The organism is Christiangramia sp. LLG6405-1, assembly GCF_045055805.1.
Classification (GTDB): domain Bacteria; phylum Bacteroidota; class Bacteroidia; order Flavobacteriales; family Flavobacteriaceae; genus Christiangramia.
In genome coordinates, this window is the sequence record NZ_CP159330.1 from 125,134 (window position 1) to 150,703 (window position 25,570).

Here is a 25,570-nt window from a genome sequence, read left to right on the forward strand (position 1 = left end):
CTGAAATATTTCAGTATTTACATATTTCTACGATACTGTCCACCAACTTCGAATAAAGCATGAGTGATCTGTCCTAACGAGCAAACTTTCGTTGCCTCCATTAATTCCTCGAACAGGTTCTGATTGGTAACTGCTGCTTTCTGGATTCTTTCCAGCATTTCTTCAGCAGAATCCTCTTTAGCTTTATGTAAAGTTTCCAGAGTTTTGATCTGGTGTTCTTTTTCCTCTTCCGTAGCACGAATAACTTCACCCGGTGTTACTGTAGGCGAACCTGTAGAACTCAGGAAAGTATTAACTCCGATAATCGGGTAATCTCCGTTGTGCTTTAAAGTTTCATAGTAGAGGCTTTCTTCCTGTATCTTTCCTCGCTGATACATAGTTTCCATAGCACCAAGCACTCCGCCACGTTCTGTGATTCGATCAAACTCAGTAAGTACAGCTTCCTCTACCAGGTTGGTCAATTCTTCGATAATGAACGATCCCTGGATTGGATTCTCATTCTTAGCAAGACCTAACTCCTTATTAATAATTAGTTGTATAGCCATCGCTCTTCTTACTGAAGCTTCGGTAGGCGTTGTGATCGCTTCATCATACGCATTGGTGTGCAATGAATTACAGTTATCGTAGATCGCATATAATGCCTGAAGGGTAGTTCTAATATCATTAAAGTCGATTTCCTGAGCATGCAGTGACCTTCCTGAAGTCTGTATATGATACTTCAACATTTGAGCTCTGGAATTGGCTCCATACTTATGTTTCAAAGCTTTGGACCAGATTCTTCTGGCAACCCGACCAATCACCGCATATTCCGGGTCCACTCCATTAGAGAAAAAGAACGAAAGGTTTGGACCAAATTTATTAATGTCCATCCCTCTGCTTAAATAGTATTCCACATAGGTAAATCCATTCGCCAGGGTGAATGCCAATTGGGTAATTGGATTCGCGCCAGCTTCAGCAATGTGATATCCGGAAATAGAGACAGAATAGAAATTTCTAACTTTTTCATCAATGAAATATTCCTGAACATCACCCATTAAACGCAGCGCAAATTCAGTAGAGAAAATACAAGTATTCTGAGCCTGATCTTCCTTTAAAATATCTGCCTGAACGGTTCCTCTAACCACATTGATGGTTTCAGCTTTGATCTTAGCATATACATCTTCTGGTAAAACCTGGTCTCCGGTTAATCCAAGAAGCATCAAACCAAGTCCGTCATTTCCTTCTGGAAGTTCACCACGATATTGAGGTCTGTCGATACCAGCATCGTCGTATAGCTCCTTCAGTTTTGCTTCTACTTTGTCTTCCAGACCATTTTCTTTGATATACTTTTCACAATTCTGATCGATCGCAGCGTTCATAAAAAATCCAAGTAACATTGGAGCAGGACCATTAATAGTCATACTCACAGAGGTCATCGCATCTGCCAGATCAAATCCTGAATAGAGTTTTTTCGCATCATCAAGACAACATATAGACACTCCAGAATTTCCAATCTTTCCATAAATATCTGGTCGGTGATCTGGATCATTTCCGTAGAGCGTTACAGAATCAAAAGCTGTCGACAGCCTTTTAGCCGGTAATCCCTGGCTTACGTAATGAAATCTTCTATTGGTTCTTTCTGGTCCACCCTCACCGGCAAACATTCTTGTTGGATCTTCACCCGTCCGCTTGAACGGATAAAGTCCGGCGGTATAAGGGAATTCTCCAGGAACATTTTCCTGAAGGCACCATTCTAGAATATCGCCCCAGGTTTTATATTTTGGAAGTGCTACTTTTGGGATCTGCGTATGAGAAAGAGACTCTGTATGCGTATCGATCTTGATCTCTTTATCGCGGACTTTAAAGCTATAAACAGGTTCAGTATACTTATTCACTTTATCGTTCCACGCAATAATCATCTCCCAGTTGTAGGGATCCAGATCCATTTTTATTTTATCAAATTCAGCAAAAAGCAGCTTTAAAAATTCTGACTGATCTTCTTCTGAAACTTCTTTGATCCCATCCTGATCAATTCCGTTTTTATCAAGGTATTTGGTTTGATCTTTACCAAACTGGGTTTTGATATTAGCAACGGTTTCGATGGTTTTATAAATTCCGTAGAGGCGCTGAGCAACTTCGGTTTGAGTCGCAGCAGTTTCATCATAACCACGGTTATTTTCAGCAATTTCTGAAAGGTATCGTGTACGTTTTGGTGGAATCACGAATATCTTCTCACTCATCTCTTCTGAAATTTGAAAAGTAGAGATCATCCCTGAATTTGTTTTCTCCTCTACAGCATCCATAAGACTTCTGTAAAGAGTATTCATTCCAGGATCATTGAATTGAGAAGCGATGGTACCAAACACCGGAAGTTTCTCTGCATCTTCATGCCACAACTGGTGGTTTCTCTGGTATTGCTTTTTTACGTCACGCAAAGCATCCTGTGCTCCACGTTTATCGAATTTGTTGATCGCGACCAGATCTGCAAAATCAAGCATATCGATCTTTTCAAGCTGTGTTGCTGCACCAAATTCCGGAGTCATTACATATAATGACACATCTGAATGATCCATGATCTCTGTATCACTCTGCCCAATTCCTGAAGTTTCAAGAATAATAAGGTCATAACTGGCAGCTTTCAGCACATCGACAGCTTCTGCCACATGTTTGGACAGTGCCAGGTTCGCCTGCCTGGTTGCAAGTGAACGCATAAAAACTCTAGGATGATTGATACTGTTCATCCTGATACGGTCACCAAGTAATGCGCCTCCAGTTTTCTTTTTTGAAGGATCCACAGAAACAATCCCAATATGTTTTTCAGGAAAATCCATTAAAAATCTTCGAACCAGTTCGTCTACCAAACTTGATTTACCAGATCCACCTGTACCGGTAATTCCCAGAACAGGAGTTTTATTAGTGTCAAAATTGTTCTTGTCAAAATATTTCAGAAATTCCTCATGCCTGTTTTCAGCAAGTGAAATAAGACGGGAGATCGCAGTAACTTTTCTGGATTGTAGATTCTCGTTTACCTTGTCTGCTTCTTCAAGATCTGGAACCTGATTATCAACACGCTGGATCATATCATTGATCATCCCCTGCAAGCCCATCTCACGACCATCATCTGGAGCGTAGATCCTGTCTATCCCGTAATCCATCAATTCCTTGATCTCATCTGGAAGGATCACTCCGCCTCCACCGCCAAAGATCTTGATATGTTCTGAACCTTTCTCTTTAAGCAGGTCATACATATATTTGAAATATTCGGTGTGACCACCCTGGTAAGAAGTCATTGCAATTGCGTGTGCATCTTCCTGAATGGCACAGTTTACGACCTCTTCCACACTTCTATCATGTCCAAGATGGATCACCTCAACTCCAGTAGCCTGGATGATTCTCCGCATAATATTAATAGCGGCATCATGACCATCGAAAAGCGAGGCAGCGGTTACAATTCTTATTTTATTTTTAGGTTTATAAGGACTTTGTTGCTCCATGTTTAATTATATCAAGAATATTGACCTGCAATTTACGAAAATCGCAATGAAAATGAGATTTTAAAATTATTGAAAACTTAAAAAAAGCCACCTTGGGGAAGGTGGCTTCTAAGTAGGAATTTGAACTCGTAATAAGCTGATGTTTTAAAACAGGTTACTACTAATTCATTACTCATGTTTTATATTAATCTGAAAAAGTATGCATTAACGATGATATCGTGGTGAGAATTTTACTATCAAATCCTGTTTTACATAGTTGAAATACAACTGAATTTATAAGTAGAAATCTTAAACACGTCCGAACTATAAATCTGAATCTCAGAGTTATCCAGCTAAAATACCTCAGCAAATGATATAAACAAAATCGATAGTTTTAATATTATTATAACTTTATACGATGAAGCGTTAAAATTTTAGCAAGTATATTTGAGCAAATTATTTACTATGAAAAAGATCCTCGGTCTACTGCTAATATTCTCGTTAAGTTCCTGTGCAGAATTGCAACAAATTGCAACTCAGATTCCTTCAACTTATGGCGTAACAGATTCAGAGATCAACTCCGGACTAAAGCAGGCGCTTCAATTTGGGATAGACAAGGAAGTGACCAGTCTTGCTACTGAAGATGGATTCTTTAAAAATGAACTTGTGCGTATAAGTCTGCCGCCAGAATTGCAGAAAGTTGATAAGACCTTAAGAGATGTTGGTTTGGATAATCTTGCAGATGAAGGCCTGAGAGTTCTTAACAGAGCCGCTGAAGATGCAGTAGGAGAAGCCATTCCTGTTTTTGCGAGTGCAGTGAAAGAAATAAGTTTTGCAGATGCCAGAAACATTCTTCTGGGAGCAGATAATGCCGCGACAAGTTACCTTTCATCAAAAACTCAAACACAACTTTATGATAGGTTCAATCCTATCATCAATAATTCATTAGAGAAAGTCGGAGCAAACAGGGTTTGGTCCAATCTTATACAGAGATACAACTCTATTCCACTTACCAGTAAGGTAAATCCAGATCTTACTGATTACGTAACTAATGAGGCTCTTCAAGGCGTTTATCTTATGATAGAAAAGGAAGAGAAGGACATTCGAAATTCCTTAAACTCCAGAACAACAGACCTTTTAAAACGTGTTTTTGCCCTACAGGATAGATCTTAAAATTCTTACATAATACAATATTTTAACACTTTCCCATAGATATCCGGTATATTTTAAATTAAGCTTAACTCAACATTATCAATGTATAGGCTTTGTTAATCTTAGCTTTGTACCGTAGATAGATGATGATGAAGTGGAAAGAAATTAAGTATTATATGTTTAGAATTTTCGAAAATAAATCAAAGGAAGAACGGCTTTGTGAGAAGTATAGTAGATTAATGCAACGTGCTTACAAGATTGCTCTTATAGACAAAGAACAAAGTGACAAACTGAATTTTAGAGCCAAAAAGATTCTGGCTGAGCTTCGAAGAATGGATTGCTCGATGGTAGAAACTAGGAGTGAAACTGCCTGAAGTACTTTAAGGCTTTTAAAACCCGACTTCCATACCAACTAAAATATTCACCGTCCACAAGTGTTACCTTCTCTGAAATTCCTGAGAAGGTTTTTTTATGTTTTTCTTCAAATGGAAACGGTTCAGAACTTAGAAGAATTTCGTTTATCTCCATAGTCTTCAAAGTATCAAGATCTGTTTCAGGGTATCTATCAGCTTCGAAAACATTTACCATCTTATTAAGTGCAAGCATTTCATTGATAAAAGTTCCTTGCCCTGCTACCATCAATGGGTCATTCCAGATAAAATAAGCTACTCTTCTAGTTTTCGAGTTAGAAACTACTTGCAAAAGCTCCTGCCGGGAATTTTCAATATTCTGAATCAAGGTTTCAGCTTCCTTGCTTCTTTGGAATAGCTCCCCATACATTCTAATAAGTTCGGCGTTGTCATCTAGATTGGCAACATCAGAGCAATGAACAGGTGCAATCTCCGTAAGAGCAGTTACCATTTCGCGGGTATTCTCTTCCTTGTTGCAAAGTATGATATCAGGTTTTAAATCTCTGACCTTCCTTAAATTCACTTTTTTAGTTCCTCCTAAGCTAGTCTTCTTATCCCTAAGCCCTTCAGGATGCACGCAAAAATGGGTGATTCCTACTATAGAATCTTCTAAACCGAGATCTACTAGTAATTCAGTTTGACTTGGAACCAGAGATATTATTCTCTTCGGAATTGAGGTGAATTCAAAAGATCGTTGAAGTTGATCCTGAAACTGCATATTTCTAAAGTTTTGCTAATTCATCCTTCATCTGGATCTGTATAGCTTCAGCTTTAGCACCAGCAATTTCAGCAAAATTTGAAGAATCTGATGCATAGATAATCTTACGGGAAGAATTTACAAGTAAACCTACATTTGATGTGATTCCGTATTTACAAACTTCTTCCAGACTACCTCCCTGGGCACCAACACCTGGTACCAGTAAAAAATTTTCAGGAATAATCTTTCTTATTTCAGCGAGATATTCGGCTTTGGTAGCACCCACCACGTACATCAAGTTTTCAGAATTATCCCAGTCTAAAGATGTTTTGATGACTTTTTTATAAAGTTCTTCACCATCTACTTTCTGAGTCTGAAAGTCATAAGCTCCCTCGTTTGAAGTAAGTGCAAGTAATATGGTATGCTTATTTTCAAATTCGAGAAAAGGTTCTACACTATCCTTTCCCATATAAGGTGCGACGGTTATAGAATCGAAACCAAGGTCTTCAAAAAAGGCTTTGGCATACATCCTGGACGTATTACCTATATCTCCGCGTTTAGCATCAGCGATAGTATACAGCTCTGGATATTCAGTATGCAGGTATTCGATCGTCTTTTTAAGACTTTTCCATCCACTGGCACCCAACGCTTCATAAAATGCAATATTAGGCTTGTAAGCCACACAAGATTCGTGCGTAGCGTCAATTATGGCTTTATTAAAACTAAAAACAGGATCCTTTTCTGAAAGCAGGTAGGTTGGAATTTTGTCGATATCGGTATCCAGTCCTACGCACAAAAACGTTTGCTTTTTAAATATTTGCTCAGTAAGCTCCTGTGAAGTCATATTTAATTAATTCAGATTTAAAGAATATCAGAATTCTCTTTTAACTTTTCGGTATTTTCAGCCAGCTGTAATTCATCAATGATCTTCTGAATATCACCATTAATGATATTAGAAAGATCATATAGGGTCAGGTTGATACGGTGATCTGTAACCCTACTCTGAGCATAGTTATAGGTACGAATCTTTGCACTACGGTCACCACTGGAAACCATTGAATTTCTTTTAGCAGCATCGGCTTCCATTTTCTTAGCCAGTTCCTGTTCATATAACCTGGAACGTAGAACACGGAAAGCTTTTTCCTTATTCTTATGTTGCGATTTTTGATCCTGACATTGGGCTACTAAACCAGTAGGTTCGTGAGTTAAACGTACCGCGGAATATGTGGTGTTTACTGACTGTCCACCAGGTCCCGAAGAACAGAAATAATCAATTCTTACATCTTTTGGATCTATCTGAACATCAAATTCTTCAGCTTCCGGCAGCACCATAACGGTTGCGGCAGAAGTATGTACTCTACCCTGAGTTTCAGTTTGAGGAACTCGTTGTACACGATGCACTCCAGCTTCAAATTTCATGGTACCATACACGTCTTCTCCGGAAACTTCAAAGATCATTTCTTTAAATCCTCCACTGGTACCTTCACTATAATCAACGATATTATGCTTCCAGCCCCTGCTTTCAACATATTTAGTATACATACGATACAGATCTCCTGCAAAAATACTGGCTTCATCTCCACCGGTACCACCGCGGATCTCCACGACCACGTTCTTAGAATCTTCCGGATCTTTTGGGATAAGCATCATTCTTATCTTATCCTCCAGCGCAGGAAGTTGATTTTTTGCTTCCTCCATTTGAAGTTTCGCCATTTCTGTCATTTCAGCATCGCTACCATCAGAAATGATCTCCTCAGCTTCCGAAATGTTTTCAGTAAGACTCACGTACTTCTCGCGTTCATCCATTAACGCACGAAGATCTTTATATTCTTTATTCAATTCGATATACCGCTTCTGGTCTGATATTACATCCGGCTGAATAATTAAATCATTCACCTCATCAAACCTCTGCTTTACGATATTAAGTCTATCAATCATATATTCCTGCTGAATTTAGGCTAACAAATTTACGATAATTTGGTTGAAATCATATAAAAGCTTTAAACCCTTTCCATTTCAAATACTGGCTCATGATTTCTGCTGAAAGTAGTAAATTTCATTAGCGAAATGATACCAAGAATATAGAAAAATCTATCGGGATAGTAAAATTCATAGAACTCCAGATAATAGGTGATAAATGACATTATATCTGAAAAGACCAGACATAGGGCTCCGGCGGTAAAGAAGAAGGCAGTGGCATCAGAATATATTACTACAAGATATTGCGGCAAGAACCAAGGTGATCATGGCACTTCCGTAGATATAAAACAGGAAATTCAAATGGGGATAGTCATATTTTTCAGGGATCATATCTACTAGAACATATAACATCCCAATATTCAGTGAAAACACGATTGCAAATACAACTTTCTGAATAATGCTCATTATCAAAGTTTTGATCTCCGGGAAAATAACCAGTACTATAGTGCTATATGCGGCAATACGCAGAAGAAAGGTAGCAGTATTGATGTATATGTTTTCATAATTCAGTAAAAGAACATCTGATATTAGAAGTAATAGTATTGAGCTAAGCAGTTTTCTGTTCCCAGATTAAAGCTAGAAAAATAGGTAAAGCGCTGGATATCGAAGCTCACTTTGACATTTAGAGATCATATTATAAAATCAAGAATGTAATTGCAAGTAATGAAACACGGGCCATTACTTTTAGAAATCATCTTAGTTTTACACTAGAAGCTGCTCAAGAATCTAAAAAACTCTAGAACTGAACTGGAAACTTTGTCACTAAATTTCAGCAACAGACTCGTTTACTTTTTGATGCTTGATCCATTTTTTTGCAAATACTACCAGCAGTGCTAATCCAATTATATTAACGATCCTGTCTGCATAATAAAAAACATCGAAATCTAAATAGTACGCATTATAGAAAGTTAGGTCAGATAAGACTAGGCATATAGAAATAACCACCAGCAAGAAGCCCTTAACATCAGCGTACCTATTCAAGTAAGATATGCAGGTTGCAACTAAAGCCAAAGAAACCAATCCCATTGTGTAGAACAGAATGGTAAAAATAATATCCTCTCTATAGCCTGGTATATATATTGCCATATCATGCAACATATAGAGATCGAGCACAATTATAATAGCAGCGATTATAAATGTAACCAGGTTTAACCGAAGACGTGATAGGTAAGGATACAGGAAATTAATAATAGCCAGGTATGCTGATATTCGTACTACGTAAATAATATTTCGAACGATAGAATCCTCATAAAAGATTAATAGTCCGTCACATAGTGTTAGTAGTGAGAATGCAACAAGAAATCTACTACCCTTTTTATACTTCAATAAATAGACCAGAAAAAAAACTCCGGTAGCAAGTATTCTAAACCATCTATCGGTAATTGGATCCAGGTAATAGATCGCCAGGACATTCGTAGCGATCATAAATAAAACCAGTAAGCCAAACCAGTATTTCATCTCAATTTAATAAAACTAATAACCTGGGATGCTTATTGCTCGAGGTCATTCAATGTTAAATGGTATTTCTAGTTATACTGAAATATACCATACTCGCTGTCAATTGTAAGCTTTTTACTATCAGCTGCCTCTACTCTTCCCACAACCTGAGCGTCTACGTTGAAGGATCTTGAAATTTCGATCACCTTTTCTGCATGAGCCTCGTCGATATAAATTTCCATACGATGTCCCATATTAAAAACCTGATACATCTCTTTCCAGTCGGTTTTACTTTCCTCCTGAATTAGTTTGAACAATGGTGGTGTAGGAAACATATTATCTTTTATGATATGTAAATCATTAATAAAATGAAGGATCTTTGTTTGTGCACCTCCGCTACAATGAACCATTCCCTTGATATTCTCAGCTCCAATATCAGAAAGTAACTTCTGAATAATCGGCGCATAGGTTCTGGTTGGTGAAAGCACAAGCTTTCCTGCATCTATCGGACTACCCTCTACAACATCGGTTAATTTTCTGGTTCCTGAATAAATAAGTTCTTCTGGAATAAAACTATCAAAGCTTTCAGGATATTTTTCAGCTAAATCTTTATAGAAAACATCATGGCGTGCAGAAGTAAGACCATTACTTCCCATCCCGCCATTATATTCAGTTTCGTAGCTTGCCTGTCCTGAAGATGAAAGTCCTACGATCAGGTTTCCAGGTTTGATTTTCGCATTATCAATCACTTTGTTTCGCGGCATTCTGGCAGTTACAGTGGAATCAACAATGATAGTTCTCACCAGGTCTCCAACATCTGCAGTCTCTCCACCAGTAGAATGGATTTCTACTCCAAATTTCTTTAATTCTGAAATCAATTCTTCTGTACCATTTATGATAGCCGAAATTACTTCACCCGGAATCAGATTTTTATTCCGACCAATAGTGGAAGAAAGTAGAATATTACTGGTAGCTCCTACACATAAAAGATCATCTATATTCATGATCAAAGCGTCCTGGGCGATCCCTTTCCAAACCGAAAGGTCTCCGGTTTCTTTCCAGTACATATACGCAAGAGAAGACTTAGTCCCGGCGCCATCGGCATGCATAATCAAACAATGTTCTTCACTTCCTGTTAAATGATCTGGCACGATCTTGCAAAAAGCCTTCGGAAAAAGTCCTTTGTCTACATTCTTGATAGCATTGTGAACATCCTCTTTTCCAGCAGATACGCCTCTACCTAAATACCTTTTGCTAATTTCTTTACTCATGAATATAACTTAGAATTCTCAAAGATAATTAGATTCAGGCTTCTGGGAAATTATACGACCTATTTAAACAAAAAAACCACACTGAATGTGTGGTTTAATTTAGAATATGATTAATCAGTTATTCCCAATCGGGCATTTTAGCATTTTCGATTAATAATTCTCTATCATCTGCCTGGAATAGTTCGTCTATAGCTAATGAATAGATATCATTCCGACTTGTTCCGGTATTAGAAGTGTTTACAAAGATAATTTCAGCTTCATTTGGAGAGAATCTTGGATCCTTATCATTAGTTCCGTTTGGTTTATTACTACTTAAATCATAAACAGAATTAGTTTCCAGATCGTACAAAAACATTTTCATGTTCAAATCTCGGTTACTAGGGCTTTCATAATTTGACACATCTCTTGTATATAGAACGAGCCTATTATCAATTGAAATATCCAGTCCACCGAGGCTTCCTTGAACTCCGTCAACTATAACTCTATCTTTATCACCATTAGAATTTATGGTAAATATAGCTGCGTTATATCCATTTACGTCGGTTGTATGAATAACAGTTAGAGAATTATCAAAACTTACTGCAACATTCATTACAAACCTCCCTTCCGGAGCATCATATATTATCTCTTTGCCCTCCCCTGTGGATTTTACCTTATAGAGTTTATCTAAGTGAGGGTATAACAAATAAGATCCATCGTTAGACCAGGCGAACCCAACTCTCTCATCGTTGATAGATCTTACTGGTATACTCGATGTAATTTGTTGTACATTAGATCCATCCGGTCGCATACTAAATAGATGGATCTGGGAACCTACATTCCTTAAGAAAGCGATACGATTAATAGAATTATTCTTTCTTGGTCTAAAACTGTTGAGATTAGAACTGGTTAGACTAACTTCGGTCCCCGTAGTATCTGCTACAAATATTACATTATTGCTATTTAGTTCTCTTACAAAATAATAGCTATCCTCAGGCAATTCAGCAGTTCTAAATGAATAAACAGGACTAAGCACAGTTTCATTTATACTATCAGAAACTTTAACCTGCCAAAAGTATTTTCTACCATACTTAAGATCTTGAACTGTATAAGTGGTATCTGTAATGTTATTAAAAGTCAATACATCTTCATCAATATCATTACGGATCTCTAATTCGTATAAAAGCTCATCTCCATCTGGATCATTGGAGTCCCAAGCAAAATCTACATTTAAAATAGATACAGAACTATTATCTGTAGGAAAAACGGCCATCGGTGTAGAAGGCGCACTGTTATTTCCATTTGATTTTGTCAATTCGAAGAATACCGTTGACTCTGCATCTGCCGTAATCGTTACTCCTTCGAAAGCTGTAGTATATCCTTCTGATTCAGCTTTTACAGAATATTCATTTACTAAAATATTATCTATACGAAAGTTACCAAGTGAATCAGTAAATACCGTAGATGAGGACGGACTTGTAGAGATCTCCACATTTCCTAATGCTAGACCAGTAGCTTTAGCTTTAACGTTACCCGAAAGTGAACCAGTAAGATCGTTACCCACAGTATCTTCATTGCAACCATTAAATGCTACCAATAAAATCAATATGACTATAAAGTATAAGTTTTTCATTTTGATTGGGTTTGAGAGTTGTTGTTACCTGTTGTTCCAAAAAAATAGTTGAGTCCTATTCCAAAATTGAAATAATAATCATCTCTTTTTCCATTCACTAAGTTATCGAGTTTATCGTTGAATAAAATGTTGTGCTCAGCAAAAACCTTTAAGCCTAGCTTTTCGGAAATGAAATAGTTTAAACCTCCACCGTATTGAATTTTCAGGAAATTAGTTGATAGGTTTTCCATATCATTTGATAGTTTAGGATTTCCAAGTTCTAAACCAACTCCGGGACCAGCGAAGATATAAGGACCAAAATTGTCATTTGGAAGTAAGTCAATTTGAGCATTTAGGTCTAAAGTCGCAAAATTACTGGTAAAAGCCTCTCCATTATCCAACTTAAACAAACTTAATGCACCACCCCAATTTAAATGGGAAGTTAGCTTGCGTTGGTACCCGATTCGTCCCAAATAACTAGGTCTGTTTATTTCGTAATCTCCATCTATTAAGGCAAGACCACCAGAAAAGCTGAATGATTCCTTATAGGGCCTTTCTACAAACAATCTTTCGTAGAGCCCTGTATTTTCGTCAATTCTTTTTTCTTCATCATAGGAATCTACTAACTTTTGATTTACTTCAATTCCACCCTGAGCAGACCAGTATCTGTCTTTCACCCCTTCAAGAATCAAATCCCGAACAGCTTTTTCAATAGCATCTTTGACTGCTAATTGTACCGGTTCATTCTGAGTAATTCCAGTTTCTGCTTCAAGTAATCTTTGAAATTTTACAAAGCGAAAAAAACTACCATCCAGAGCCTGAGATAGAATAGTTTTAGAGACGTATACTGTCTTTAATATTTCACCATTACTTGTAGATACGGCACGGAGGTAGACTGTAATCCTGTCCTGTCGATATTTAGCTGATCCCCCAAGTCCAAAGTATCGTGCACCTATACCACCGGTAACTATATTCGTGTCATAGGATATTATTCCTCCCTCTATGATCAAACCGGCGTAAAGCAAAGGTGGTAATGGTGGTTCGTTAGGATTGAGGTTCTTGATGTATTCTTGTTTAGTATTTCTAATTATATTTCTCTCAGTAGATAGGTTACTCAAGTTTTCTCTTTCGATTGGAATAAACCATCCAGAATCTTCCAAGGCTTTAATTAACATGGTAGTTCCCCCTTGCGTTACCGCCGTACTAAAGGTTGATCCATTTTCAACCGCTTTATACTGCCCCGTTTGGTCACTAAAATTATAAACAGCAACCTCTACTGGTTCTGTAGCTGGAGGGAGATCTAATAAACCCCTAGTGGATTTTGTAAATTCTCCGGTTCTCGATTGACTGGCAGAAAAAGGCTGATTAAAATAAGTACCGCAGGAGTACAAATACATCAGGCTACATACCGCAGCAATTTTGTAGATTTTGTTCATGAGATAATTAATTATATGGGACTATAATTTGAGTTTCCTCTCCGGTTGTGGTATCCAGTATATTAATAACTAGACCTTCAAGAGTTCTGTATATCTCGAGAGTAAGATTACCGTAGCTAAAGGTCCCTTCCTGATCAAAATTTCCGAATCCCTCTAATTGCTGTTGCAAAAGAGTCCTGGAAATTTGACTAAGAACCTGACGATTAATATCCTGGCCTAAAGTTTCTAGTTCTGATTGTTGAGAACTTGGATCAGTTCTAGCTTTTAAACCATTTTGAACTGTGGCAGAACTTAACATCCAACTATAATTTAAGTAGCTTCCTCCGAATGCTGGATTCGTTGGTGTATATGTTAGTTGTTGACTATAAGCCTCAATTCCAGTCAATAATACGAAGAATATAAGTAGTCTAATTTTCATCTAATAATGTTTAAAGTTACTTTCCTGTTGTTCTAATTTTTGTAATTGAGCTATTGCTCTTTGTAAAGCTACACTTGCCATATTTTGCAAATATTCTTTTTTTGGTTGGCCAAAAAACCTCATAATTACCTGATTTCCAACTTTTACAGACAACATAGTCATTCTACCTCGCCCAGGAACCTCATCGATTTCGATATCAGAACTCGTTTTTATTTCCTTATTGTAAAATTCTGAATAGAAATATTTAAAGAAATCCCGTCCAACTTTAGTAATAGTATTTTCCACCACTAAACCATTTAGCGAAAAACCATCCTGTGGCTTTGCCTCTTCCTGGCTTGCAGGAGCAGGTTTATCTTGATCCTGTTTAATCTCTTCTATACCTTCAATACTATTTTTTAACTCAATTCTATCTTTTCCTAAAGGTTTATCTTCCTGATCAAAAATAAGTAAAACGACCGTTAATGTTCCCTCATCACTCTTATTAACGGTAACACTTGAAAGAATATCCTTCTTGTAAGATTCTAAAAAAAATCGATTTTCCTGATTAGATCTAGATATATTACCATTTTTATCAGTTTTATATAGCAGAAACTCATAACGAAGACTATAATCTGAAGGAGTAAGATTCTCAGCGGTTGCACTAAACTCAAGGTATTCTCCTTTATCCTCAAATTTGATATCACCTACAATTTCTTTATTGAAGAATTGGGGAAAACAATGAGTTCCAGTAAATAATAATATTAACAACAAACATTGTTTATACTTATTCGCACTAATTGTTTTGCCCAATTTCATAATTTACTTATAGCTTCTAATAATTATATAGGGAGTTGCATTGCTGTTCTGTTCAAATCTAATAGACTTTGTAAGTTCGTTTACCCCATGTCGTTCAAATTGCATAAAGCTACCATCTTGCTGTAAATCAAGTGATATATCTGCAGAAGGTTGATTTACATAGTCTCTTACAATATTATAATGTCCTTGCTGTATAATATCAGCTACTGCAGTATTAACATTATAGTAGATGTCAGCGTTATTACCATCACCTAGTTGAGTGAGATTGATCTCGCTAAACTGAGTTTGCGTTCTTATGTTCGCCTCATTAATATCTCCAATCTGTTTCAGAAAAACATCGTTATTCGTTAGCTCTCCATTTCTCGAATTTTGAATACTAAATATACCAAAGTCCTCTAAGACAGATTGCGTCAAGGTCTGATCTTCAACAACCAAGGGGCTTTCTTTATCAATATATGTTTGAGAAAATGCTGACGTATTCAGCAGTAATATCCCTATTATCATCATCGACATTATATAATCAATCACTTCTTTCATAACCAGCTATTTAAATTAATTTAATAAGAACAGAAGGGAAACCCCTTCTGTTCTATTAATTTATAGAATTTGAAATTCCTAGCAATCTCCATCTGCACAAGGATCTTGTACATCTATTGAAGGAGCGTGATCTGGGCTCGGAATGTTTAATGGATCATCGAAACCACAAGATTGAGCAGCACCACCAAATGGTCCAGCCTGGAATATATCTGCAGAGTTACCATGTCCAGATTGGTAAACTTCACCACTCTGTCCATCATGCTGAACCATAAGAGCATGGTTTCCTATACCCAATTGTGTGCTCATAGCATGGTTATCATCACCAAACTGCCAAGTATTTAGTTTGTTATCCTCACCGTCCTGTACTGAAGTTACCATATTATCATCTCCATACTGGATTTGACGAGATTTATTGCTGTTTCCAGTTTGTGTTAAGGAAGCTTCATTATTATCACCCTTCTGGTATTGCTTAGCGTAGTTATCTGAAGCTGACTCAAACACACCGGCATAAGTAAAAGTTTGATCTATCGAAGCCTCATTCCCATCACCGTATTGCTTTTGCTCTGCGTAGTTAGAGTCATAATCTGGATAGAACTCACCACCGGTTTGCTCAATTAAAGCGTTATTACCTTCTCCAACTTGCAATTGATATGCATCTGCATTATAAGAATTGATTTGTTCGATGGTAGCTACGTTTGTCATTGCTCCAGAACCATTGTTATTATTCTGAGATTGGTATGCATCATTATATGCTCCATCCTGGGTAGTAAAAGCCTCATTGCTTCCACCATATCCATCTTGTTCTACAAGAGCTTCGTTGTGATCACCATCCTGATCTACATCTGCATAGTGACCGTCTGCTTCTGAAAATGGAGTATAAGAGTCCTGATTAATCTCTACCTTATTATGATCTCCATTTTGATCTACATCTGCCTCGTTGTTATCATCATCTTGTCTAATGATGGAACTGTTATAATCTCCTGCCTGAATTGTAGTTGCAAAGTTATCTTCGCTTTGATCACTGATTCCCGAATCATCACCTCCCTGTACAATCAAACTACGGTTTCTTTCCGCAACTCCGGAAGTACCAATTCCTTGCTTACTAAGTGCATTATTACGATCTCCACTTTGAATGATTGCAGTTTCGTTCTGGTAACCTCTTTGCTTTGATTCTGCGACATTGTCATCAGCATAATCCCCAAAGAACCCAGTTGGGCCTGACTGTCTTATATATGCTTCGTTATTGTCGTACGACCCCAACTGGTTATACTGAGTCGCTTTAGCAGAGTTACTTTCCCCTACCTGGTGAACTTTCACCCTTTGATCGGTTCCCCATTGGTTCGTTTCCACTACGTTAGCGTTCGCTGGAGAGCCTGCAAGAGGTGTTGCAGATGACGCCGATGGATTGGTTTGCTGCCCAAAAGTTACCGCCCCAAACATTAGTGCTCCCGCACAAATAATTACTTTTTTCATAATAAAAGATTTAAATTAATATTGGTTGATAAAAAATTACACTTCCAAGATTCAGGGCGTTGAAAATTGGGTCAATTGTCTACTAGACAATGTGTTGGGGAGGGTATAAGTAAAATAGGTGTAATTAAAAAGCGGTAGGGTTAGTATTGCATAATTAATTACTTACCCTAATATAGATAACTTAAACGATTCAAAATTTTTTAATCGATGAAGAACATAAATAATTGTTAAGAAGCAAAATTTTATGATAATTCGATTGTTTAAACTCCTATTTACTAGACTTTTAACTATGCAATTAAGTTAGTTGGTAAAATAACTTAAACAAAAAAACCACGCTTAGAGCGTGGTTTTTTTATCTAAAAACTTCAGAAATTATCTTGTGAAAAGTAATTCTCTGTATTTAGCTAATGGCCAGATCTCATCGTCTACTAATAGCTCTAGCTTATCACAGTGATATCTAATTTCTTCGAAGAAAGGCTTTACATCATCACAGTAAGCAAATGCTTTTTCTTCAGCATCTTCTAATTTGTTTGCAATTTTTCTTGCTTCAATCATCGCATTCACATTAGAATTGATACTGGCGATATGAGAAGAAATACTTTCTATAATCTCCAACTGCTCTTTCGCGTGTCTTGCGAAATCATCAGCATAGATATCTTTCAATCCGCGTACATTTTTGATCAGGATATTCTGATATCTGATTGACGTTGGAATGATATGATTTCTGGCGATATCCCCAAGGATACGTCCTTCAATCTGAATTCTCATCGCGTACTCTTCAAGTTCAATCTCATGTCTTGCTTCGATCTCAGTCTCATTCATTACCCCAAGTTCCTTGTAAAGGGCAATTGTTTTCTTGCTTACCTGAGCTTTTAAAGCCAGTGGCGTAGTTCTATTGTTACTAAGTCCACGTTTCTCTGCTTCTTTCTCCCATGGTTCACCATATCCATCACCTTCAAATCTAATTTTCTTAGATTTTTTGATATACTCTCTAAGAACATTAAAGACGGCATCGTCTTTCTTCATTTTCTTGTCCTTGATAAGTTTATCAACCTCAACTTTAAACTCTTTAAGCTGCTTGGCTACAATACTGTTAAGTACGGTCATCGCTCCAGCACAGTTCGCTAGCGAACCAACAGCTCTAAATTCAAATTTATTCCCGGTAAAGGCAAATGGTGAAGTTCTGTTTCTATCTGTATTATCAAGAAGAATTTCAGGAATCTTCCCAACCACGTTCAATTTAAGATCTGTTTTCTCCTGAGGAGAAAGCTTACCATCAGTCACTTTTTCAAGTTCATCAAGAACTTTAGTCAGCTGACTTCCAATAAATACTGAAATAATTGCTGGAGGTGCCTCGTTGGCTCCAAGACGGTGATCATTGGAAGCACTTGCGATCGCAGCTCTTAATAATTCCTCATTATCATAAACCGCCTTAATCGTGTTTACAAAGAATGTAAGGAACTGAAGGTTCTTCATTGGCGTAGAACCTGGAGATAACAAGTTTACTCCGGTATCTGTCGCTAAGGACCAGTTATTATGTTTACCACTACCATTAATTCCGGCAAATGGTTTTTCGTGCATTAATACACTAAAGTTGTGTCTTTCACCAACTCTCTTCATCACATCCATAATTAATGAATTGTGATCTACAGAAAGGTTAGCTTCTTCAAAAACTGGAGCAAGCTCAAATTGGTTTGGTGCTACCTCGTTATGACGGGTTTTTACCGGAATACCAAGTTTCATACACTCGATCTCAAGATCCATCATATAAGCGATCGCTCTTGAAGGAATAGAACCAAAATAATGATCATCCAATTGCTGACCTTTCGCCGGAGAATGTCCTAATAATGTTCTTCCGGTTAGAGTAATATCAGGTCTCGAAGCTGTAAGTGCAGAATCGATCAGGAAATACTCCTGTTCCCATCCTAAAGTTGCATTTACCTTCTTTACGTTTTTATCAAAATATTTCGCAACATCTGTTGCTGCATTATCAACTGCTTGTAAAGCTCTTAGTAGTGGTGTCTTGTTATCAAGTGCCTCTCCTGTGTAAGCTACAAATACCGTAGGAATACATAAAGTAGTTCCCCAGATAAAAGCTGGAGAAGTAGGATCCCATGCAGTATAACCCCTTGCTTCAAAAGTATTTCTAATTCCACCATTCGGGAAACTTGATGCATCTGGTTCCTGTTGAACAAGCTGTCCTCCACCAAACTTTTCGATAGCCGACCCATCACCTAAAGGCTCAAAGAAGGAATCATGCTTCTCTGCAGTTGCTCCTGTAAGAGGCTGGAACCAGTGAGTATAATGAGTAACTCCTTTAGAGATCGCCCATTCCTTCATTCCAGTAGAAATATGATCGGCTACATTACGATCTATTTTCTTCCCGGTGTTCATAGCTTCCACGACATTCGTATATGCTTCTTTGGTTAGGAACTGTCTCATTACAGTTTCATTGAAAACATTTTTTCCGAAAATTTCAGACCTTCTACGAGGTTCCTTGATCTTCACCGGCTTCCTGTTCAATGTTTCTTTTAAAGCTTGAAATCTTAAAGTTGACATGCTGAAATATTAATTGTGTTGGTTTATAAAAGATTGAATTATCAGATCATCAGATAATTCAGTAATTATCAATTGAAGATGCGAATATAAGCGATATGCAACAAAAAAAGAGTGCAGATTTCCTAAAAAATGCACCCACTTTAAGATAACCCCCTATTTTTTTAGGGTTGTTTCTGAATTTTAACCAATCATTAATATTATGCACCCCTACTTCCGAAGGGATTTAAGAAGAAATTAAGACTTATAGGATCGTGATCAGAATGAACGTAGCGTAAGCAGCAATAAGACCAAATCCCTCTTTTCTTCCCATTTCTGAAGGCTTCGGAATTAATAATAGTGGCAATAAGGCAAATGCGATTGCCAGCATCCAGATCATATCGTTCGACAGAATTTCTGAAGATTGTACGACTACAGGTTTAATTAAAGCGGTTAAACCTAAAACTGAAGCGATATTGAAAATATTGGAGCCAATTAGATTCCCTAACGAAATTGCTTTCTCCTTTTTCATTGCTGCGATAAGAGAAGCTGCCAGCTCTGGAACACTGGTTCCAACAGCGATAATAGTCACAGATACCACTCGTTCGCTAATCCCTAACTGAGTTGCTAAATCTACTGCGCCCATTACAAGTAATTCTGATCCTCCCCATAAGGCAAGAATCCCGATTAAGAGCCAGATTCCTAATTTGATACTTCGAACATCCTGTAGTGAAAGATCCACCTCATCTGCAACTACTATATCTTTTCTTCTTGACCTCTTAATTAGTAGAAACATGTATCCCACAAGTCCAAGCAAGAGAATTCCGCCTTCTATACGTGATAAAACATCTCCACTTTGAAGAAAAAAGTAGAGTACTATGGAAAATAACATCATGATTGGCCAGTTGATCCTATAGAAATCACGATCTACCATTAAAGGAGAAACCATGGCTGTTAACCCCAAAACCAAACCAATATTAGCGATATTGGAACCTATTACATTACCTAAAGAAATATCTGAAAAACCATCAATTGCTGCCTGCAGACTCACTAAAAGTTCTGGAGCTGAAGTGGCAAAGGAGACCACCGTAAGACCTACGACCATCCTGGAAATACTGAGTTTTAGTGAAATTGCTACAGAACTTCGAACTAAGAACTCTCCCCCTATTACCAAAAGGACAAATCCAACAATTAGAAATACAACGCTCATAGATGATATTTTTTGCGAAGATAGAGGAATTCAAAGAATTGTAATTACTTTCTTTAAGTCTAAGAATACACTGCATTAAATGACCAATTTTCAGGCAAATAAGTTATTTCACTGAAATTGAATAATTTGTACCTTTCAGGAATATCTCACGTACAAATGAAAAAATCAATTTTCAAGACGCTTGCTAAGTTCAATAAGAAATTTTTACCCAGTTACTCCAAGCAGGAATTGGACTTACAAAAAGCTTCAAAAGCCCAGATGGCTATTATCGGATGGCGACTATGGGTTACTAAAAACTCGCTGGACTAATAATGTATAAGTGACTCTACCTCATATTTTGAAATCCGGTCTCTGCCTTTAAGAAAATCCAGTTCTATCAAAAAATTACATTGCACAATATTGCCTTTGCATTTTTCCACAAGATTGCAGGTGGCTAAAGCCGTTCCTCCGGTTGCCAGAACATCATCATGAATTAGCACATTTTCGCCTTCCTGGATCGCATCCTGATGAATTTCAAGACTATCACTTCCATACTCCAGGTCGTATTCCTGTTTGAATGTTTTAGCAGGCAGTTTACCCGGCTTTCTAACCGGAACGAACCCGGCATTAAGTTCCTGTGCCAACAGACTGGCAAAAAAAAATCCTCTTGACTCCATTCCTACCACCTTATCTATTCTTACATCTGGAAGTTTGGCTACAAACTTTGCAACAACTTCTTTCATAGCTTTATGATCCAGCAGAAGCGGACTAATATCTTTATATCCTATTCCTTCCTTCGGAAAGTTCTCGATCTCGCGTATATAATTCTTCAATTCCATATTTTATAGATCAAACTGTGATTGCTTTATTCAGATAATTTCGGAAAGGTAGCATCTCCCTATAGATCTCTACAAGTTTTTCCTGAAAATCCTTCTTCAGAATTTGTTTTTGAGTGAGGTCAACCTGAACAGCAAAAGTCTTATTCCGCAGCAGCTCGATATGTTCATGATCCTTACTAAAGCCTTTAGGTGCGGTTTTAAGTTTTTCATCGTCTACGAGTCCGTCAAAAGTTTCTACAAATGATTCCTTTGCGATGAGTTCTTTAAACTCAGCACCATTATAGTCGATAGCTGAACGTATGCTATCAAGTATGGACTTTTTTGGACGGTAAAATCCACCAGCTACAAAGCTACCGTTGATCCCAATATGAATATAAAAATCTCCTTTTTCAGGCTTGTCATCCAGACCGGCGCCAAAATGATCCTTGTAAATTGGTTTATTCGGGTGAAACATCAGGTTATTATTGATCCTGTTGATAGCTTTCTTACCTTCGGTTGGCGCATAATTTTCATCAACATTAGCCAGTTTTATATCAAGCTCATTTAACCATAATATGTATGAGTCGCGAATATGATGGTATTCTTTACGATGTTCGTCCATCCACTCTTTCGAATTATTCTTATTCAGTTCTCTCAAAAAAGTGAACATTCTTCTAAAATCCATATACTAAATTTGAGTTGTAAAGATCGCAGAAAACAGCGGGATTGCAATAGGTAATCATAATTCTACAAGATAGTTTTACATTCATTTATCTGAAATACAGTCTATTGCGTTCAAACTATATTCAATACCGTTAATAATCTGGCTGACTATATTTTATATTTATGCGACCAACCTGTAAAACTCATTGTGATGATCTTCAAAAAACTGGGAGATGATATTCTCGCGCCTGCACCCAAGGCAGTGGCACTAATCGATGCTAAAAACCCTAAATTCAATTACTATCTTTCTTCAAGAATTAAAGGACCATTAATTGATCTGGATATAACTACAAAGGTCTTTCACAATGATCAAATGTTCGTACGCAAATCTAGTTATCGAGTTAAGCTGGGACAGATTGAAAAATGTGTAAAGCAAAACCTAATAGAGCACATGCTTTTATTAGGTCTTCCAGAAACTGAAATTCCAGATAGCCTAAAAACTGAGAGTTTCAAAGCAGACGTTATTAAAAATATTAACCGACGAATCTATAGCGACTAATAAAAACCCCCTGGTAAGAAGCTCTGTTGAAAAACCGGGCTTTTTTTATTTGAGATAAGACGTAAAAAAAAACTGCAACCTAAGTTGCAGTTTTTTGTGACCTCGCCAGGATTCAAACCTGGAACCTCTTGAGCCGTAATCAAGTGCGCTATTCAGTTGCGCCACGAGGCCTTTTAAATAGTGCTCTACTGTTTTGCAAAGCGGGTGCAAATATAATTTCTTTTTATAAAACTAAAAAGCCTTTTCAGAATAAAAATAAAAAAAGGCGGGTGAACCGCCTTTTCTTAGTGCCCAATGTTTGGTTTTTAGTATAAGTAGTTTAGGGCAACGGTATCATAATATCCAAATTCGCCGTCTTCATTGCCTCCAAAACAGGCCAGCATGATAGAATTTGAATCGAAGCCGGTTGGTGTACCAGGGATATGGACTGCGCCATCAGCTCCTGCAGATTCTCCACTTTGTCCACAACTTTGTCGACTATACCAATCTGTATGTCTTAAACCTACAGCATGTCCAATCTCATGTGTTATTACGTGTTCGTTCGTGTTCGTGTCGTAGTTCTGCATACCTGAGAAGATCTGCACAAATTTATATGGGTTACCATTGCTAGGAAATCCTGCAACTCCGCCCGCCTGACCATTGTTGGTCTGGTAAACTACGATATCGTAAGGCTGATAGTTAGTTCCAAAAGTAAGTGTAAAGGTAATTCCAAGATCCAGTGCATTGTAATTGCCAATAGCATATTGCAGGGCTGTTCTCTGTTTACTGGATAGAGCCTGGCTTCCTCCGGTATATCCGATAACATTCACAGTACGAGGTGAACTCACCAGGTTATTGGTTCGATACTGCTTGTCAGTAATAGAAGCAGAAGACATGCTAAATAATTGATCTTTAGTCATAGCAATATCACCTTCGATAAGGTAATTTTCGATAGAACTTCCATCAGGAAGCATCATCATTTGCTTTTCAACATGTTTTGTATTGAAATTAAGATCAGATATTCTCTCAAGAACCTCTTTCGAGATCTGATCTTCTTGAACTTGAGCTGTTTCTGGAGATATTTCTGAAACATCCTCTTTTTCACAGGAAGCAAAGAATAATACTCCCAGAGATAGGGTAAGAAGTGTAATTTTTTTCATAAGTAAGTTTAGGTTAAGGGGGTACTTATGAAGGCAAACTACTTAAAACTGTAAATATTTACTAATAATTTATGTTAAATGTAGGAATTTTCTGTAGGACTAAATGATCTCAGCACTCAATCCTGCATCTAGCAATTTTGAGCATCGTGGCTCCAATTCATCATAGGGTCCGGTTTTTACAGTACATTTTCCTTTATAATGAACCAGAATACTACATTGTTCTGCCTGTTCGGGAGTATGCTCACAAGCATAAATCAATGTTTCGATCACATGATCAAAAGTGTTATAATCATCATTAAATAAGACAATCTCATTTTCACGCTGTTTTTGCGTTTTCAGGTCAACCTGTTCTAAAACTTCCTCTTTCGTACTCATCTTCAACTTATTACAATTTCTGAAAGCTGCAAAGATACAAATTAATGTAACATACTTAAAATGAAAACTTTGCAGCTACCCAGTTATTTCTTTCTATGTGTTCTATAAACTTCAAACCATGCTTTCCACATGCCGACTTTATTACCGGAAGGTCTTCGGTATAAAATCCACTAAAGTATATACTTCCGGAATCTTGCAGACACTCTACATAAGTAGCCATATCATTCAACAAAATATTTCTATTGATATTGGCAAGAATTACATCGTATTTTCTACCAGATAGCAATTCTGCCCCACCTTCTTCAACTTTAATATCTTCACAATTGTTACGCTCAATATTTTCCAGCGTGTTCAGGTAGCACCAGTTATCGATATCAATCGCTTCAACAGGAGTTGCACCTTTCATTCTTGCTAAAATAGCCAGGACTCCAGTACCACATCCCATATCCAATACAGATTTACCTTCCCAGTCATTCTTTAGAATATGCTGGATCATCATATGAGTTGTGGAATGATGACCAGTACCAAATGACATTTTTGGCTCTATAACAATGTCGAACCGGGTATCCGGCTTCTCGTGAAAGGGCGCCCGAACGCTGCACTCATCATCTACCAGTATAGGAGTAAAATTCTTTTCCCACTCCTCGTTCCAGTTCACCCGTTCGATTTTCTTTACTTTATAATCAATACTGAATTCTTCAGATTTGAGAATATGCACCTCATCCAGTAAATAATCTGCAAATTGCTCTTCCGGCACATAAGCGGTAATTCCATCTTCATTCTCAACAAAACTTTCAAAACCAAGTTCCCCTAGTTCTGCGATCAGTATTTCTGAAGCTGGTGCGACCGGTTGTATCGTGAAATGATATTCGTAATAATGTCCGGTCATTAAAATGAGTTTACGATCTCAAGAAAATCAACTGCTTTCAGACTGGCACCACCAATCAGGCCGCCATCTACATCTTCTTTCGCAAAGATCTCTCTGGCATTTGCCGGTTTTACACTACCTCCATAAAGGATCGAAGTATTTTCAGCTACACCAGCGCTTACATTGTCTTTTAATAATGTACGTATATGTTTATGCATTTCCTGAGCTTGTTCTGGGCTTGCAGTTTCACCAGTTCCAATTGCCCAAACTGGTTCGTAGGCTAGGATGATATTTTTCCATGCATCTTCGGAAAGATGAAATAAAGCTTCCTTTAATTGTGATTCTACTAAACTAAAATGTTTGTCATTTTTACGGTCTTCCAGCTCTTCTCCAAAGCAAAAGATTACTCGCATCTCAGCTGCGATCGCTGCGTCTACTTTCTTAGCCAGTTGCTCATTTGTTTCGTGGAAATATGCACGTCTCTCACTATGCCCAAGAATTACCGTAGTAACACCAATACTTTGTAACATTTTTGCTGAAATTTCACCTGTAAAAGCGCCATTTTCACTTTCATGCATATTTTGAGCCGCCACGATCACGGGAGTATCCTTTAAAGCCTGGAAAGTAGCATATAGATTTGTGAAGGCTGGAGCTACCATAACAGTCGCTTCAGGCTCCTTAACCATTTGCATTTTCATTTCGCCAAGCAATTCTTCAGTCTCTGCAAGGTCGTTGTTCATTTTCCAGTTTCCGGCTACTATTTGTTCTCTCATGA

Annotated in this window: 25 protein-coding genes and 1 tRNA gene; 4 read left to right on the plus strand and 22 right to left on the minus strand. The window is 37.5% G+C overall.

The window, feature by feature from the left end; translation table 11 throughout:
• Window positions 1–17 precede the first annotated feature (17 nt).
• On the minus strand, window positions 18–3,473 hold the full coding sequence (locus ABVM50_RS00620; protein ID WP_405199510.1) for a methylmalonyl-CoA mutase family protein: 3,456 nt from the start codon (window positions 3,471–3,473) through the stop codon (window positions 18–20).
• Between the two features lie 444 nt (window positions 3,474–3,917).
• On the opposite strand from ABVM50_RS00620, the gene ABVM50_RS00625 reads away from it, so the two are divergent.
• Entirely contained in the window at window positions 3,918–4,625 is a 708-nt protein-coding gene (locus ABVM50_RS00625; RefSeq protein WP_405199511.1) for a DUF4197 domain-containing protein, read from the plus strand.
• Between the two features lie 155 nt (window positions 4,626–4,780).
• A complete protein-coding gene (locus ABVM50_RS00630; protein ID WP_141878489.1) occupies window positions 4,781–4,978 on the plus strand; it encodes a Lacal_2735 family protein in 198 nt (65 codons plus the stop codon).
• Here the strand turns inward: ABVM50_RS00630 and ABVM50_RS00635 are convergent.
• The 14 genes from ABVM50_RS00635 to ABVM50_RS00700 form a co-directional block, all read right to left on the minus strand.
• Entirely contained in the window at window positions 4,959–5,732 is a 774-nt protein-coding gene (locus tag ABVM50_RS00635) for an ABC transporter substrate-binding protein (protein ID WP_405199512.1), read from the minus strand. The genes ABVM50_RS00630 and ABVM50_RS00635 overlap by 20 nt on opposite strands.
• 4 nt (window positions 5,733–5,736) lie before the next feature.
• Window positions 5,737–6,555, minus strand: coding sequence for an orotidine-5'-phosphate decarboxylase (gene pyrF, locus ABVM50_RS00640; protein WP_405199513.1), 819 nt, complete (start codon window positions 6,553–6,555; stop codon window positions 5,737–5,739).
• 17 nt (window positions 6,556–6,572) lie between these two features.
• Window positions 6,573–7,649: a peptide chain release factor 1 gene (prfA, locus tag ABVM50_RS00645; protein ID WP_405199514.1), complete on the minus strand. Its 1,077-nt coding sequence runs from the start codon at window positions 7,647–7,649 to the stop codon at window positions 6,573–6,575.
• A gap of 261 nt (window positions 7,650–7,910) precedes the next feature.
• Complete coding sequence (locus ABVM50_RS00650) at window positions 7,911–8,096, minus strand: hypothetical protein (RefSeq protein ID WP_405199515.1); 186 nt, start codon at window positions 8,094–8,096, stop codon at window positions 7,911–7,913.
• A gap of 357 nt (window positions 8,097–8,453) precedes the next feature.
• Entirely contained in the window at window positions 8,454–9,149 is a 696-nt protein-coding gene (locus ABVM50_RS00655) for a hypothetical protein (RefSeq protein WP_405199516.1), read from the minus strand.
• Between the two features lie 68 nt (window positions 9,150–9,217).
• Window positions 9,218–10,399, minus strand: coding sequence for an AIR synthase related protein (locus tag ABVM50_RS00660; RefSeq protein ID WP_405199517.1), 1,182 nt, complete (start codon window positions 10,397–10,399; stop codon window positions 9,218–9,220).
• 118 nt (window positions 10,400–10,517) lie between these two features.
• Window positions 10,518–12,011: a carboxypeptidase regulatory-like domain-containing protein gene (locus tag ABVM50_RS00665; RefSeq protein WP_405199518.1), complete on the minus strand. Its 1,494-nt coding sequence runs from the start codon at window positions 12,009–12,011 to the stop codon at window positions 10,518–10,520.
• Window positions 12,008–13,426 carry a CsgG/HfaB family protein gene (locus ABVM50_RS00670; protein WP_405199519.1) on the minus strand — a complete coding sequence of 473 codons (1,419 nt, stop codon included), beginning with the start codon at window positions 13,424–13,426 and terminating at the stop codon, window positions 12,008–12,010. The genes ABVM50_RS00665 and ABVM50_RS00670 overlap by 4 nt, the downstream gene beginning before the upstream one ends.
• Before the next feature lie 7 nt (window positions 13,427–13,433).
• Window positions 13,434–13,844: a curli assembly protein CsgF gene (locus ABVM50_RS00675; RefSeq protein WP_405199520.1), complete on the minus strand. Its 411-nt coding sequence runs from the start codon at window positions 13,842–13,844 to the stop codon at window positions 13,434–13,436.
• Window positions 13,845–14,639: a CsgE family curli-type amyloid fiber assembly protein gene (locus ABVM50_RS00680; RefSeq protein ID WP_405199521.1), complete on the minus strand. Its 795-nt coding sequence runs from the start codon at window positions 14,637–14,639 to the stop codon at window positions 13,845–13,847.
• A 3-nt stretch (window positions 14,640–14,642) separates the two neighbouring features.
• Complete coding sequence (locus ABVM50_RS00685; RefSeq protein WP_405199522.1) at window positions 14,643–15,176, minus strand: hypothetical protein; 534 nt, start codon at window positions 15,174–15,176, stop codon at window positions 14,643–14,645.
• A gap of 78 nt (window positions 15,177–15,254) precedes the next feature.
• The gene (locus tag ABVM50_RS00690) at window positions 15,255–16,649 is read right to left on the minus strand and encodes a hypothetical protein (protein WP_405199523.1); all 1,395 of its coding nucleotides are present in this window, start codon (window positions 16,647–16,649) and stop codon (window positions 15,255–15,257) included.
• 372 nt (window positions 16,650–17,021) lie between these two features.
• Entirely contained in the window at window positions 17,022–19,208 is a 2,187-nt protein-coding gene (locus ABVM50_RS00695) for a glutamine synthetase III (RefSeq protein ID WP_405199524.1), read from the minus strand.
• Between the two features lie 241 nt (window positions 19,209–19,449).
• Window positions 19,450–20,394, minus strand: a complete 945-nt coding sequence (locus tag ABVM50_RS00700) for a calcium/sodium antiporter (protein ID WP_405199525.1) — start codon at window positions 20,392–20,394, stop codon at window positions 19,450–19,452.
• Window positions 20,395–20,550: 156 nt separating this feature from the next.
• On the opposite strand from ABVM50_RS00700, the gene ABVM50_RS00705 reads away from it, so the two are divergent.
• Entirely contained in the window at window positions 20,551–20,703 is a 153-nt protein-coding gene (locus tag ABVM50_RS00705) for an SsrA-binding protein (protein ID WP_141878498.1), read from the plus strand.
• Here the strand turns inward: ABVM50_RS00705 and ABVM50_RS00710 are convergent.
• Both ABVM50_RS00710 and ABVM50_RS00715 read right to left on the minus strand, forming a co-directional pair.
• Window positions 20,700–21,212 (minus strand): adenine phosphoribosyltransferase, encoded by a 513-nt coding sequence (locus ABVM50_RS00710; protein WP_405199526.1) that lies wholly within the window; start codon window positions 21,210–21,212, stop codon window positions 20,700–20,702. The genes ABVM50_RS00705 and ABVM50_RS00710 overlap by 4 nt on opposite strands.
• 10 nt (window positions 21,213–21,222) lie before the next feature.
• Window positions 21,223–21,876 carry a DUF2461 domain-containing protein gene (locus ABVM50_RS00715; RefSeq protein ID WP_405199527.1) on the minus strand — a complete coding sequence of 218 codons (654 nt, stop codon included), beginning with the start codon at window positions 21,874–21,876 and terminating at the stop codon, window positions 21,223–21,225.
• 189 nt (window positions 21,877–22,065) lie between these two features.
• Between ABVM50_RS00715 and ABVM50_RS00720 the strand changes: the two genes are divergently transcribed.
• Entirely contained in the window at window positions 22,066–22,413 is a 348-nt protein-coding gene (locus tag ABVM50_RS00720; protein ID WP_405199528.1) for a hypothetical protein, read from the plus strand.
• Between the two features lie 97 nt (window positions 22,414–22,510).
• Here ABVM50_RS00720 and ABVM50_RS00725 read toward each other — a convergent pair.
• The 5 genes from ABVM50_RS00725 to tpiA form a co-directional block, all read right to left on the minus strand.
• A tRNA-Arg gene (locus ABVM50_RS00725) sits at window positions 22,511–22,584 on the minus strand.
• Window positions 22,585–22,718: 134 nt separating this feature from the next.
• A complete protein-coding gene (locus ABVM50_RS00730; protein ID WP_405199529.1) occupies window positions 22,719–23,552 on the minus strand; it encodes a M57 family metalloprotease in 834 nt (277 codons plus the stop codon).
• 99 nt (window positions 23,553–23,651) lie between these two features.
• Complete coding sequence (locus ABVM50_RS00735; RefSeq protein ID WP_405199530.1) at window positions 23,652–23,927, minus strand: ATP-dependent Clp protease adaptor ClpS; 276 nt, start codon at window positions 23,925–23,927, stop codon at window positions 23,652–23,654.
• A 55-nt stretch (window positions 23,928–23,982) separates the two neighbouring features.
• Window positions 23,983–24,816 (minus strand): 50S ribosomal protein L11 methyltransferase, encoded by an 834-nt coding sequence (gene prmA / locus ABVM50_RS00740; RefSeq protein WP_405199531.1) that lies wholly within the window; start codon window positions 24,814–24,816, stop codon window positions 23,983–23,985.
• Window positions 24,816–25,568, minus strand: a complete 753-nt coding sequence (gene tpiA / locus ABVM50_RS00745; RefSeq protein WP_405199532.1) for a triose-phosphate isomerase — start codon at window positions 25,566–25,568, stop codon at window positions 24,816–24,818. The genes prmA and tpiA overlap by 1 nt, the downstream gene beginning before the upstream one ends.
• Between the last annotated feature and the right edge of the window lie 2 nt (window positions 25,569–25,570).